We start from the raw sequence: 12044 nt of genomic DNA on the forward strand, positions 1-12044 counted from the left end.
TCAGTCCGCTGCGGGGCGGTCCAGCCAGCGCAGCAGGGCCGCGGTGACCTCGCCGGGTCGCTGCTCCATGAGGAAATGGTCGGCATCGATCGGTACGAGGTCGGCATCGGGGATGCGCTGCGCGAGTTCCTGCGCCGTGCGGAACGGAATCGCCGGATCCCGGGTACCCCAGATGATCGTGGTGGGGCAGCTGATCTCGTGGAGCCGGGCCCCCAGCTCCGGCCGTACCCGTACCTCGTAGCCGGCGAAGAAATGTGCGTACCAGCGGCGGCCCGCCGGGCTGCGCAGGACCTCGAGATACGACTCGAGCTGCGCACGGTCGAAGGTGCCGTTGCGCAGATACCGTGCCATACCGATGCGGTGGACGCCGTAGACGGGCGGCGCCGTGACCAGGGGCAGGGTCGGACGGTGCCGGGCGCCGACGGTGAACGCGCCGAACAGCAACCGGTACAGCGGGGTGAAGGTACCGTGGGCCCGCGAATTCAGGATCGCCAGCCGCCGGACCCGCTCGGGGTAGCGCTGGACGAAACCGAGGCCGAGGAAGCCGCCGTAATCGTGGCAGGCCAGGTCTGCCCGGTCGAGTCCCAGGGCGTCGAGCATGCGCGCGATCCGGTCGACTTCGGTGTCGTAATCGCAGGACAGGGACATATCGCGGGCGGAGGCGCCCCAGCCGAGCCAATCGGGTGCGATCACCCGGCGTTCGGCCGACAGCGGCCCGATCTGGTGCTGCCAGGCGCGATGCGATTCTGGCCAGCCGTGCAACAGAACCACAGGGTCACCGTTGCCCGCCTCGGCCCAGCAGAGCCGGGCGCCGTCGACAGTTGTCTCCTGCAGCGCCGGTGTTCGCCCGGCGTCCGGCTCGATCCGGTCGGTGGTCATTGCCGCCTCCTCGGTGCTTCGCGCGGCACCCGGACGGTGCCGCTGCTCGATCCCGCGCCGGTATCGTCGCGCATATGACTCGGTCGGCACTTCCGGAAACGTGCGCTGCGACGGTGGGAACCGCGCGACTGTGGGTGCGACTGGGCCACGCGGTGTATCTCGGGCCGAGCCTGGGTCTCGACGCGCATTCGACAGCGATCCCGTCACTCGGGGTGGGGGTCGACGCACCGTTCCGGGTCCGTGTCGGCGGCCTGCCCGATATCACCGCCCGCAGTTTCCTGTTCCGCGCCCGCGTCACCCATCACATGGTGGGCTCGCGGGGCCGGATGCTGTTCTGTTTCTTCGACCCGACCAGCGCGCGCCTGGCGCGCTGCCTGGGCGGGATGACCCGTACGGCAGGCGACTACCCGTACGCGCACCGCGACGAAGCCGAGCTGGTGGCATTGTGCCGCGACCCGGAGCCCGATATCGCCCGGCTGCTCGACGTGGCCAGTATTCCGGTCCCCGCGATCCGGGACGCCCGGATCACCGCTGCCGCGGACGGCATCCGGGCCGACCCGGCCCGCCCGCATCGCGCGGACGAGACCGCCCGGAGCGCCGGCTTGTCGACGTCGTATTTTCTGCGGACCTTCGCCGCTCAGACCGGGACGAGTTTCCGCCGTTATGTCCAGTGGGCGCGGATGGTGCGGATCGCCCGGTTCTATTCCGCCGGTTACGATCTGACCCGGGCCGCGACGGATGCCGGGTTTGCCTCACCGTCGCATTTCAGCGATACGTTCCGTGCCATGTTCGGGCTGACTCCTACGGCGTTCACCGGTATCGGCGGCCGGCTGCACATCATCGAACAGTGAGCCGAGGCCCCGACTATATCGCCGGGACTTCGGTCGTGAGCGTCGCCGGTTCACCAGGGATGTCAGCGGTTTCGGGATCCGGGCTAGCGCACGGCACTCGTCCGGCGGTAACCGTCGGTGATCGCCTGCAGCTCCGCCTCGGTGAGTACGTCCTCGATCCGGGTGAATCCATCGGGCGCGCGTTCGGCGACGGTCCGCAGGGTGCGATCCATCGGCATGTTCCGGTTGGCCAGGACGACGGCGTTCGCGGATTCACGGCGCACCGATTCGTAGGCCGCCAGACCCGCGACCGGGTCGCTCGCCCGCGCGAGTTCGGCCGCCACGGTCCGGGCATCGAGAATTGCCTGGGAGCCACCGTTGGATCCGATGGGATACATCGGGTGCGCCGCGTCGCCGAGCAGAGTGATCCGGCCGAAACTCCATCGCGCCAACGGTTCTCGATCGACCATCGGGTATTCGAGGATGGTCTCGCTTCCGGCGATCAGGTCCTCGACGTCCAGATCGCCGATTCGCCAGCCCTTGTAGTACGGCAGGACGTCGTCGAGCCGGCCGGTACGGGTCCAGTTCGCTTCTCCCTGCCCGCCTTCCGGCAACTGGACCTCGGCGACCCAATTGACCGGTACCGTGTCTCCCGGCCGGGCCGGTACCGACAGTGGGTACGCGACGATTTTCGCGGCATGATTGCTCCCGGCCATCACCATCGACGCTCCGGTCAGGAAGGGTGGCGCCGCGGCCACCCCGCGCCACATCCGGATTCCGTTCCACCGCGGCGGCCCCTCGTCCGGGTAAAGATGCGCCCGGACCGCGGAGTGCAGGCCGTCGGCGCCGATCAGCACGTCGGCGGTCATTTCCCGGGAGGACCCGTCGCGCGGGTCGCCGATCACCGCGCGGACCGTGTCGTCTTCCTGGATTGCTGTGGTGAAGCGGCAGCCGGTGCGGACCGCATCGGCTCCGAGTCGCTCGCGGACCGTATCGAGCAACATGGCCTGAAGCCGGCCCCGATGCACCGAGTACTGCGGGAAAGCGTGCCCGGCCGCGATGCCGCGGGGTTCGCGCCAGATCTCGTTGCCGAAGCGGTCGAAATGCACGAGTTCGGCGGTCGCGACGGCCCCTGCCGCGAGGGCATCACCCAGTCCGAGTTCGGTCAGTGCGCCCGTCGCGTGCGGGAGCAGGTTGATACCGACTCCGAGCGGCCGCAATTCGTCGACGCGATCGATGACCTGCACGTCGATCCCGGCTTCGTGCAGGCTCAGGGCGGTGGTCAGGCCGCCGATTCCGGCGCCGGCGACGAGGACTTTCATCCGGTCACCCCGAGCGGTACGAAGGACGGGTTGAAGCGCTCGTGCAAATGGACGACCGCACGGGCGTGGTGGTCGCAGAGCACGCTCTCCTTGTATGCGCAGGGCAGGCCCTCCGACTCACCGCTGGCGGTCCACCGTGCGACCCCGGAACCCAGGACCCGGCGCGCCAGATGCCGCTGCGCCCCGGCCAGGCTGTGCCCGATGGGCAGGCGCTCGTCGGTCAACAGCGTGGTGAGTTCGTTGTCGGTGGCCGCGATGGCTACGTCGTTGAGTGAAACCGCGGCACCGTCACTGGTGACAAGGGTCGAACGTCGGACGACCACCGGGTCGGTATCGTCGCAACCCAGCGCCGCGCGCACGGCGGGCGCGAGGCTTCGGCCGGTAGTGACGTGCTGGTCGGTGAGATTCAGCGCGAGCGGCCGGTCGACCAGAGCCTCCAGCAATCTTGTCATCGAACCGTCAGCTCGAAGTAACATTCGGGTTACCGACGGTAACTCCGAATTTGTTGTAGCCATTAGGAATTCCGTCGTCATGAAAGGAACGATACGACGGCTATCGGGCGGCGGCATTTCCAGCAATGGAGATATGAGCCACGAAGAATTCCCGGTAGGTATCACCATTCCCGGCAGGTATCACCCCGGGCGACCGTGGGCCGGGTCGGGAAATGCCGATTTGCGTCTCCGCAACCAAGCGATTGTTAGAATTCGGCGATGATCTCGACGGTTGTCTGGGGGACAGGCAATGTGGGTCGCGCGGCGATACGCGCGGTCGATGCCCACCCCGAACTGACGTTGACGGCCGTGCTCGTTCACGACCCCGCCAAAGAGGGACGCGACGCGGGCGATCTGGCCGGCCTCGACCGGGTGCTCGGCGTACCGGCCACCACCGATATAGACGCTGTCCTGGGGGCCACGCCCGGCGCGGTCGTGTACGCCGCCTCCGGCGAGATCCGCCCCGACGCGGCGCTGGCCGATATCGTCCGCGCCGTCGGCACCGGTGCCGTGGTGGTGACCCCCGCGCTGTACGCGCTCTACGACCAGCGCGGCGCGCCCGCCGAGTTCCGTGAGCCCGTGCTGGCCGCCATCGAGTCCGGCGGCGGTTCGCTGTTCGTCTCCGGTATCGACCCCGGCTGGGGCAACGATGTGCTGCCCTTGCTGATCAGCGGTCTCGGCAGTGTGGTCGATGTGGTGCGCTGCCAGGAGATCTTCGACTACTCGACCTACGATCAGCCCGATTCCGTGCGCTACCTGGTGGGCATGGGACAGCCGATGGACCAGCTGCCCCCGATGGTGGCGCCCACGGTACCGACCATGGTGTGGGGTGGGCAGGTGCGGCTCATGGCGCGGGCACTCGAGGTCGAACTGGACGACATCCGGGAGACGGTGCAGCGGCTACCGCTGGAGACCACGGTCGAGACGGCGACTATGGGGAAGTTCGAGGCCGGTACCCAGGGGGCGATGCGATTCGAGGTGCAGGGCATCGTCGACGGGGTACCGCGGATCGTCGTCGAACACATCACCCGCATCCACCCGTCGTGTGCACCGGAGTGGCCGGCCCCACCCAACGGTCAGGGCGCACACCGGGTGATCATCGAAGGCCGCCCGCGTATCGAGGTCACCGTCGAGGCGACCGACGAGGGCGGCAATTACGCGGCGGGTGGTAACGCCACCGCCGTCGGACGTCTCGTCGGCGCGATCAGCTGGCTGGCCGAGGCCGCGCCCGGCCTCTACGACGCACTCGACGTACCGCTGCGGCCCGCGGCCGGGAAGCTGGGAAGGAACAGTCATGCGAGTTGATATCCCCGAAGGCAAGGACCCCATCGGATACGTCTGGGGTGAAATGGTGCCCGGTATCGGGATCGCCGCCTCGAAATTCTCCCTCGCGGTCTACGAGCACACCACCCTCGGACTGCGCGAATTCGAGGCCGCGCGGCTGCGTATCGCCCAGATCAACGGCTGTATCTTCTGCCAGGACTGGCGCACCGAACGCGACGGCCGGAAGGTGGAAGACGGATTCGCCGACGCCGTGACCGATTGGCGCCGTAGCGAGGCGCTCGACGACCGGGCCCGGCTGGCCGCCGAGTACGCCGAACGCTACGCCCTCGACCACCACAACCTGGACGAAGACTTCTGGTCCCGGATGACAGCTCACTACAGTCAGGCCGAAATCGTGGAACTCAGCATGTGCCTGGGCTCCTGGCTCGCCTTCGGCCGGCTCAACCACGTCCTCGGCCTCGATGCGGTCTGTGTCCTGCCGGGTCACGCCGCCGGTGGTTCCGCGCGGCCCGGTGCCTGAGCCGTAGCCGGTCTCCGCAGTCGCGGCACCCCGGAATCCGGCCCGGAGGCGGTGGCCGCGATCCGGTGGGCGAATAGCTGTGTCACTCGGGCAGGACCGGGTAGCCGCAGGCCATGGCTACTATCGCTCCCTTACCGAAAGAACGTATCGGCGCGCCGCTGCGTGCCGTGGTGACCGGCTCCGATTCGGGTATCGGCCGGGCTGTCGCGGTGGCCCTGGCCGGTGGCGGCGTCGATGTGGGAATCACGTACCACACGGACGAGGCCGGGGCCGCGCACACCGCGGAGCTGGCCCGTGACCGGGGCGCCCGGGCCGCGGTGCGGCAGCTCGACCTGGACGATCTACCGACCAGCACGGCGGCCATCGATGAACTCGCCGACGAGCTGGGCGGGGTGGATGTCCTGGTGAACAGCGCCGGCACCGGTTCGTCGCAGAAGGCGATGGAGATGGACTTCGACACCTGGCGTCATGTGCTGTCGGTCGACCTCGACGGGGCGTTCCTGTGCACCCAGCGCGCCGCCCGGCATATGATCGGCGCCGGTCACGGCGGTCGCATCATCAATATCACCAGCGTCCACGAGCACGCGCCGAAGGTCGGGGCCGCGCCGTACTGCGCGGCCAAAGCCGGCCTCGGCGCGCTGACGAAGGTGCTGGCGCTGGAACTGGCCGAACATCACATCACGGTGAACTCCGTTGCGCCGGGGGAGATCTCGACACCGATGACGGGTCAGGAGGATGCCGATCCGCGCGAGCATCCCCGGCCGGGACTACCGCTGGGCCGGCCCGGTCACGCCGACGAGGTGGCCTCGGTGGTCGCGTTCCTGGCGACCCCGGCGGCCGGATATGTCACCGGCGCTTCCTACGTCGTCGACGGCGGGATGTTGCTCATGGGCCCACAGACCAGTCAGCTCGTCGCCGATGAGAGCTGGCGCCGGACGAGTGAGGAGAGCGCGAATGAATGATCCGATCACGCCCGTCGTGCGGACCGCCTTCGATACCGGGGCCCGGCTCCGGCACGCCCGGTTCTTCCATCCGCGGGGCGTGCGCCTCACCGGCCGGTTCCGCGCCGAACCCGAGTTCGCCCCGCTGTTCGGCACCGGTGACCGCGCGGTGATCGCGCGACTGTCCAAGGGCACGGGAACACCCGGCGGTGTGCCGGATATCCTCGGCCTCGCCTTCCGTGTCCTCGACCGGGACGAGCACCCGTGGGATTTCGCGCTGGCCACCACCGGCCGCGGGACCGCCGGCCGGTTCGTCGTCACTCCGGCACGCGGATGGTCGCACGCCCGCTACGGTTCCCTGCTGCCGTATCGCTTTCCCGATTCCGGTGTGCGCTGGGTTTTCGCCGACCCGGCCGGATCGCATCCGGGGGGCGCCTCGCTCGCAGAGCTCGACGAGCACTTACGCGACCATCAGGTCGATTTCGATATCCGGGTGGCGGGCTTGCGGACGAGCGGGCAGCTCGCCGGGGAGCTGGTCCTGCGCTCGGCGGATCCCGCGGAACACCGCACGGATTTCTTCGACCCGATGCTCAACCATCCCGGTGATGTGGAGCCGGTACCGCAGGTGGTGCAGCGGATTCGTGAGGCCGCCTACACCGGGAGCCGCCGGGGCCGGGGTGCCGAGGACCGCGACACCGGCCGTGCGATCGGCCCGCAGTCCTGATCCGGCACCGGAACGACCGGATATCGTCCCGGAGGGACAGCGTTCGGGCGCGGCCCCCGACGCGGAGCGGCGCGGGGACTGATCCGCGCACATCGTCAGTGGTGGGTCCACTCGGGCTGGAGGAAATCCGCGACCCGGGCCTGCGCGGGCGGTCGGCCGAGGAGAACGACCTCACGGAACTGCCAGAGCATGGCACCCGTCGGCGCGTGAATGGTCATATCCGGTGCCAGGCGCATCTGCAGGAGGCCGCTGCCCGCGGGCGCGTCGGCGCCGGTTTCCCGGTGGACCCAGTGCGGGGTGTCCTCGGCGGCGAGCCGATGCAGATCGACGAGATGCACCGAATGCACCTCGTCCTCGCTCGGCCGCAGTGCGGAGGTGTCGCCCAGGATCGCGACCACCGGGGTGATGGCGAAACCGGAGGCCGCGGGGAAATCGTCGAGGGCGCCGAGGATATCGGCGGTCCGCGCGGTCAGGCCGAGTTCCTCGTGCAGTTCCCGGGCTGCCGCCTCCGGCAGCGTCTCACCGGCCTCGACCCGTCCGCCGGGTAGACCCCACTGTCCGGCGTTGCGGCCCCGATAGGCCCGTTTGATGACGATCACCGCCAGGGCGTCACCGGTATCGACGACTCCGAGGACCACCGCGGCACGGCGGATACCCGGATCGTCGGCCACGGCGATCCGGGGAAACGATTCCAGCCGGGAATGCGCGAGAGCGCGGAAATCCACGATATCGTCCGGGACCCGCGGTCCTGCTGCGTCGGCCATGGGTTCGATCATGCCGCATCGGCGCGGCCCGCCGACCGGCCGGTGACCGGTGAGTGGACCGGAATCGGCATCGGTCACATCCGGCGCATCACCGAGACCACCTTGCCCATGATCACCGCGTCGTCCCCGTCGATGACGTCGTAGGCGGGGTTACGGGGCTCCAGATACACGTGCCCGCCGCGACGGCGGTACACCTTCACCGTCGCCTCCCCGTCCAGCAGCGCGGCCACGATTTCCCCGGTCTGCGCGTCGGGTTGCTGCCGGACCACGACGATATCTCCGTCGCAGATGGCGGCGTCCACCATGGAATCACCACGGACCCGCAACCCGAACACGGTGCCCCGGCCCACCAGTTCCCGCGGCAGCGACAGCATCTCGCCGGCATGCTCGTCGGCGGCGATCGGGACGCCGGCGGCGATATCACCGACCACCGGGACGGTCACCGCGTCCCGTTCGGTGGGCGATTCGGTGCCGGTATTCAGGAACAGCCGCACATCCATCGGCCGTGCCACCCCGGCACCGCGGCGCAGGAAACCCTTCTCCTCCAGTGCCTTCAGATGGCGTGCCACCGACGACGGCGACCGCAACCCCACGGCCTCGCCGATCCACCGGGTACTCGGCGGATACCCGTGCCGCACCGCGAAATCACGGATCACGACGAGGATCCGCCGCTGGCGTTCGGGCAGGACAGAGGTGTCGAGGTGGTCGTATTCGGTCACCGGTGCATCGTATGGCCCCCTTGCAATTCCGTGCGACAGCGACCGGTCGGGCGGTCGGCACGACGACCGGATCGACACGCTCCGCTGTCCGGTTCGGCCCCGGCACCACGGCGAATGTCCCGATTTCGATCCGCCCCGGCATTGCGCACGTCCGGAGGCGGGCAGTCGCCGCAGACTGGACGGTCATGGACCAGTTGGTGCTGATGTTCACGATCCTGTTCGCCGCGGTCCTGGCCGAGGCCGTGGGCCGCCGGATCGGCGTGGCCTCCGCCGTGTTGATGACACTGTTCGGCTGCGCGCTGGCACTGCTGCCGTTCGTCCCCGAGATCCGGGTTCCTCCCGACCTGATCCTGCCGCTGGTGCTGCCCCCGCTGCTGTATGCCGCCGCGCGCCGGACCTCCTGGCGGCAGTTCGCGGAGAACTGGGAGCCGATCGTATTGCGCGCGGTGGGCCTGGTGATCGCTACGGCCGCGGCGGTAGCGGCCGTATTCCACGCCTGGTATCCCGGCCTGCCGCTGGCCGCGGCGGTGGTGCTCGGGGCGATCGTCGCCCCGCCGGACCCGGTGGCCGCGACGGCCCTGGCCGGGCGGCTCGGGCTGCCGCGGCGGCTGGTCGTCGTGCTCGGCGGGGAAGGGCTGTTCAACGATGTCACGGCGATCGTGGTCTATTCCGTCGCGATCGAGGCGGTCGTCACCGGTCAGTTCTCCGCCGCCGGAGCGGGTCTCGAATTCGTGGTATCGGCCGTGATGGCCGTGGGTGTCGGCCTGCTCCTCGGCATGGTGGGTAGCAAACTCACCCGCTACCTGTCCGAAGCGAGCTGGCAGGTGGCCTTGAGTCTGCTGCTACCTTTCGCCGCCTACGGACTCGCGGAGTCGTGGGGCGGGTCCGGTGTGCTGGCGGTGCTGGTGTGCGCGCTCTACCTCACCGACGCGGCCACCGAATTCGGCGACCCCGCGTACCGAATGGTGGGCGACTCGTTCTGGGATATCACCGAGCTGCTGATCAGTGGTTTCGCCTTCGGCCTGATCGGATTGGAACTGAGCGTGGTGCTCGCGGCCACCGGCGACGACTGGCCGCAACTGGTCGCCGGAGCCGGCGCCGTACTGGCCGTGGTCGTGGGCCTGCGACTGGTCTGGCTGCTGCTCACCTGGTGGCTGCGGGGTAAGTGGTGGAGCGATCCCGATGCCGACGAGCCGTACACCTGGCGGGAAACCGTGGTGACCTGGTGGACCGGTATGCGCGGGGTCGCGACCGTCGCGCTGGCCCTGGCCATTCCGTTGTTCACCGAGGAAGGCGCCGATTTCCCCGGGCGCACCCAGATCTTGTTCACCGCGTTCACCGTGGTGTTGTTCACCCTGCTCATCCAGGGCCCGACGCTGCCGCTGATCGTGCGGCTCACCGGCGTGCACGCCGATACCCGGGCCGAACGCCGGTTGGAGCGGCAGTTGTGGGAGCGTGTGGTCGAGGCCGAACTGGCACGTCTCAAAGAACTTGCCGAATCGGAAGACGTCCCCGACGAGCTCTACGAACGGCTGCGGGAAGGGTTCCGCAAAAGGATGGCCAGGGCCGACCCGGAGGCCGCCGGCGAGGAGGCGCGTGCGAATGCCGAACGCGACGCGCGGCTGGCCGCCACCGTCAAACGCATCAGAGACGAGGTCGCCGAGGCCGGGCGCCGGGAGGCGCTCGCTGCGCGCCGCGAACCGGGAATGCCGCCGGATCTGGTCGATCGCGTCACCCGCCGCCTCGATCTCGGCCCGGGCAGATGAGACCCCGGGGCCCGGCGCGAGTCGGTTCGCCGGGCACGCTCGCCGGCGTCTCGGTACTGGGAGGTTCGCCGGCGCTCAGTGGGCTATGAGGTCGAGGATGTGGGCCAGGTCGTCGCGGAATTCCGCGTAGGCGTTGTCGCGGTCGGGTGCACGCAGCACCGATGACGGGTGGACGGTGGCCGTGACCCGGAAATCGGCACGGTCCACCACCTGCCCGCGCAGTTCACCGATGGTGGCGGACGGGCCGAGTACTGCTTTCGCGGCGACCGCGCCCAGGCAGACCACGAGATCCGGTGCCACCAGTTCGAGTTCGGTGGCCAGCCAGGCCGAACACGCGACCACCTCGGTGCGGCTCGGCTGCTTGTGGATCCGGCGTTTACCGCGTTCGACGAACTTGAAATGCTTCACCGCATTGGTCAGGTAGACCGCGTCGCGGTCGAAACCCACTTCGCCGAGTGCCCGGTCCAGTAACCGCCCGGCCGGCCCGACGAACGGCAGGCCGCGCGTGTCTTCCTGGTCACCGGGCTGTTCGCCGACCATGACCACCGGCGCGCGGTCCGGCCCGTCCCCGAAGACCGTCTGCGTCGCGTTGCGGTACAGGTCACACCCGCGGCAGCCCGCCGCTGCCTCCCGGACGGTATCCAGATCGGCCGCGGCGGGCACGAACTCGGCCGCACCGACAGGTTTCGGGGCCCGGCGGAGTGTGGTTGCCGAGCCCCGCGCAGTGGTGTTCATCGCTGTCCGCTACGACCGGCCCAGGGCGTCGGCGAGTTCGTCCTTGTTCATCTTCGAACGGCCCTTGATCCCGCGGCGCCGTGCCTCGTTGTACAGCTGGTCGCGGGTCTGGCCCTTGGGTCCGCTGCTGTGGGACCGTTTACCACCGCGTCGCTGCGGTGAGACGTCGCGGAGGGAGGACGGGCTGGCGGTTTTCGACTGGCCGGATTGCGCGCGGTTCTTGTTGACCGTGCGCGCGGCGATCTCCTTCGCGCGTCCGGTCCCGGTCCCGCGATCCTCCGCCGAATCCTTGATGTGCTCGTACTGCCGTTCCTGTTTGTCGGTCCATTCCTTCGGCATCACACACCTCCTGTCTGCGGGTCGTATACCCGCGTCGAAGCATCGCAATCAGCCGAGCCGGGCGCGAAAGATCCGCGGTTCACGAGACCGGCCGGGCGGGCTCCCGTCGTTCTGTTGTCGTGCCCGTGACCGCCGTACCCGGTATCCGGCGTCGTATGCACCGGTATTCGCGGGTGCGCCGGTGGCTCAGGAACCGGTATCCGGCTGGGTCAGGGCAGTGTGGTGCTCGCGCATGGCGGACACCACCGCATGCAGGACCCGATGCGCCGCGAGGAGGTCACCGGTCGGGAGGCCGGACATGGCCGAGCGCGTCCGCTGCCCGAGCGGATGGAAGAACTCGCCGGCGACCGCCATCCCGCGGTCGGCGTAGTGCAGGAGCACTCGCCGGCGGTCGCCGGGGTCGGTTTCGCGCTGGATATGGCCCGAGGCGATCATCCGCTCGACCAGGTAGGTGATCGCGGCGGGGGACACTCCCATGAGTTCGCGCAGCTGTCCGGCGGTGAGCGGTTCACCTTCGGCATCGGCCGTGGCGATATGCATGAGAGCGCGAAAATCGTTGCTGCGCAGGGAATGTGATTGGGCGAAGAGCTGCGCGATCTGTTCCGAGATCGCGGTCAGCGCGCGAATATCGGTCGCGATCTCGGTTTCGGCGTGGGTGCGCGCCGCGCTGTCGGCCGCCTCGCCCGCTGGTGTCACGCTCGGTATCCCTTCTCGTCCGTCCGGCAAAGTG

General features: G+C 69.1%; 14 protein-coding genes. 6 read left to right on the forward strand and 8 right to left on the reverse strand.

Translation table 11 applies throughout. The features are described from left to right. Positions 1 to 879, reverse strand: a complete 879-nt coding sequence (locus tag ACIA75_RS33505; RefSeq protein WP_397111060.1) for an alpha/beta fold hydrolase — start codon at positions 877 to 879, stop codon at positions 1 to 3. 113 nt (positions 880 to 992) lie between these two features. Between ACIA75_RS33505 and ACIA75_RS33510 the strand changes: the two genes are divergently transcribed. Next, the gene (locus tag ACIA75_RS33510) at positions 993 to 1730 is read left to right on the forward strand and encodes a helix-turn-helix transcriptional regulator (protein ID WP_397111061.1); all 738 of its coding nucleotides are present in this window, start codon (positions 993 to 995) and stop codon (positions 1728 to 1730) included. Between the two features lie 83 nt (positions 1731 to 1813). Here ACIA75_RS33510 and ACIA75_RS33515 read toward each other — a convergent pair whose 3' ends face one another. Then, positions 1814 to 3031 carry a flavin-dependent oxidoreductase gene (locus tag ACIA75_RS33515; protein ID WP_397111062.1) on the reverse strand — a complete coding sequence of 406 codons (1218 nt, stop codon included), beginning with the start codon at positions 3029 to 3031 and terminating at the stop codon, positions 1814 to 1816. After that, a complete protein-coding gene (locus tag ACIA75_RS33520; RefSeq protein ID WP_397111063.1) occupies positions 3028 to 3483 on the reverse strand; it encodes a hypothetical protein in 456 nt (151 codons plus the stop codon). Before ACIA75_RS33520 ends, ACIA75_RS33515 begins: the two co-directional genes overlap by 4 nt. Before the next feature lie 258 nt (positions 3484 to 3741). Here ACIA75_RS33520 and ACIA75_RS33525 point away from each other — a divergent pair, with 258 nt between their 5' ends. The 4 genes from ACIA75_RS33525 to ACIA75_RS33540 all read left to right on the forward strand — a co-directional run bounded on the left by ACIA75_RS33525 (position 3742) and on the right by ACIA75_RS33540 (position 6991). After that, positions 3742 to 4827: a dihydrodipicolinate reductase gene (locus tag ACIA75_RS33525; protein ID WP_397111064.1), complete on the forward strand. Its 1086-nt coding sequence runs from the start codon at positions 3742 to 3744 to the stop codon at positions 4825 to 4827. After that, positions 4817 to 5326: a carboxymuconolactone decarboxylase family protein gene (locus tag ACIA75_RS33530; RefSeq protein WP_397111065.1), complete on the forward strand. Its 510-nt coding sequence runs from the start codon at positions 4817 to 4819 to the stop codon at positions 5324 to 5326. Before ACIA75_RS33525 ends, ACIA75_RS33530 begins: the two co-directional genes overlap by 11 nt. Before the next feature lie 113 nt (positions 5327 to 5439). Next, complete coding sequence (locus ACIA75_RS33535; RefSeq protein ID WP_397111066.1) at positions 5440 to 6288, forward strand: SDR family oxidoreductase; 849 nt, start codon at positions 5440 to 5442, stop codon at positions 6286 to 6288. Continuing rightward, positions 6281 to 6991 carry a phosphodiesterase gene (locus ACIA75_RS33540; protein WP_397111067.1) on the forward strand — a complete coding sequence of 237 codons (711 nt, stop codon included), beginning with the start codon at positions 6281 to 6283 and terminating at the stop codon, positions 6989 to 6991. Before ACIA75_RS33535 ends, ACIA75_RS33540 begins: the two co-directional genes overlap by 8 nt. A 95-nt stretch (positions 6992 to 7086) precedes the next feature. On the opposite strand, the gene ACIA75_RS33545 is transcribed toward ACIA75_RS33540, so the two are convergent. Continuing rightward, positions 7087 to 7755, reverse strand: a complete 669-nt coding sequence (locus ACIA75_RS33545; protein ID WP_397111068.1) for an NUDIX hydrolase — start codon at positions 7753 to 7755, stop codon at positions 7087 to 7089. Between the two features lie 74 nt (positions 7756 to 7829). Next, the gene (lexA, locus tag ACIA75_RS33550) at positions 7830 to 8474 is read right to left on the reverse strand and encodes a transcriptional repressor LexA (RefSeq protein WP_397111069.1); all 645 of its coding nucleotides are present in this window, start codon (positions 8472 to 8474) and stop codon (positions 7830 to 7832) included. Positions 8475 to 8659: 185 nt separating this feature from the next. Between lexA and ACIA75_RS33555 the strand changes: the two genes are divergently transcribed. Beyond that, positions 8660 to 10240, forward strand: a complete 1581-nt coding sequence (locus tag ACIA75_RS33555) for a Na+/H+ antiporter (protein WP_397111070.1) — start codon at positions 8660 to 8662, stop codon at positions 10238 to 10240. A gap of 75 nt (positions 10241 to 10315) precedes the next feature. Here ACIA75_RS33555 and ACIA75_RS33560 read toward each other — a convergent pair whose 3' ends face one another. The 3 genes from ACIA75_RS33560 to ACIA75_RS33570 form a co-directional block, all read right to left on the reverse strand. Beyond that, positions 10316 to 10975, reverse strand: a complete 660-nt coding sequence (locus ACIA75_RS33560) for a UdgX family uracil-DNA binding protein (RefSeq protein ID WP_397111071.1) — start codon at positions 10973 to 10975, stop codon at positions 10316 to 10318. A 9-nt stretch (positions 10976 to 10984) separates the two neighbouring features. Next, positions 10985 to 11314 carry a plasmid stabilization protein gene (locus ACIA75_RS33565; protein ID WP_397111072.1) on the reverse strand — a complete coding sequence of 110 codons (330 nt, stop codon included), beginning with the start codon at positions 11312 to 11314 and terminating at the stop codon, positions 10985 to 10987. A 186-nt stretch (positions 11315 to 11500) separates the two neighbouring features. Continuing rightward, the gene (locus ACIA75_RS33570) at positions 11501 to 12010 is read right to left on the reverse strand and encodes a MarR family winged helix-turn-helix transcriptional regulator (protein WP_397111073.1); all 510 of its coding nucleotides are present in this window, start codon (positions 12008 to 12010) and stop codon (positions 11501 to 11503) included. Between the last annotated feature and the right edge of the window lie 34 nt (positions 12011 to 12044).

The organism is Nocardia sp. NPDC051750 (assembly GCF_044453135.1).
Lineage (GTDB): Bacteria > Actinomycetota > Actinomycetes > Mycobacteriales > Mycobacteriaceae > Nocardia.

What these genes read in the sequence shown, in the direction of transcription:
- ACIA75_RS33520 (WP_397111063.1), bottom strand. Translation starts at nt 3,483, where the DNA reads ATGACAAGATTGCTGGAGGCTCTGGTCGACCGGCCGCTCGCGCTGAAT.
- ACIA75_RS33515 (WP_397111062.1), bottom strand. Translation starts at nt 3,031, where the DNA reads ATGAAAGTCCTCGTCGCCGGCGCCGGAATCGGCGGCCTGACCACCGCC.
- ACIA75_RS33540 (WP_397111067.1), top strand. Translation starts at nt 6,281, where the DNA reads ATGAATGATCCGATCACGCCCGTCGTGCGGACCGCCTTCGATACCGGG.
- ACIA75_RS33545 (WP_397111068.1), bottom strand. Translation starts at nt 7,755, where the DNA reads ATGGCCGACGCAGCAGGACCGCGGGTCCCGGACGATATCGTGGATTTC.
- ACIA75_RS33560 (WP_397111071.1), bottom strand. Translation starts at nt 10,975, where the DNA reads ATGAACACCACTGCGCGGGGCTCGGCAACCACACTCCGCCGGGCCCCG.
- ACIA75_RS33505 (WP_397111060.1), bottom strand. Translation starts at nt 879, where the DNA reads ATGACCACCGACCGGATCGAGCCGGACGCCGGGCGAACACCGGCGCTG.
- ACIA75_RS33525 (WP_397111064.1), top strand. Translation starts at nt 3,742, where the DNA reads ATGATCTCGACGGTTGTCTGGGGGACAGGCAATGTGGGTCGCGCGGCG.
- ACIA75_RS33535 (WP_397111066.1), top strand. Translation starts at nt 5,440, where the DNA reads ATGGCTACTATCGCTCCCTTACCGAAAGAACGTATCGGCGCGCCGCTG.
- ACIA75_RS33530 (WP_397111065.1), top strand. Translation starts at nt 4,817, where the DNA reads ATGCGAGTTGATATCCCCGAAGGCAAGGACCCCATCGGATACGTCTGG.
- ACIA75_RS33565 (WP_397111072.1), bottom strand. Translation starts at nt 11,314, where the DNA reads ATGCCGAAGGAATGGACCGACAAACAGGAACGGCAGTACGAGCACATC.
- ACIA75_RS33555 (WP_397111070.1), top strand. Translation starts at nt 8,660, where the DNA reads ATGGACCAGTTGGTGCTGATGTTCACGATCCTGTTCGCCGCGGTCCTG.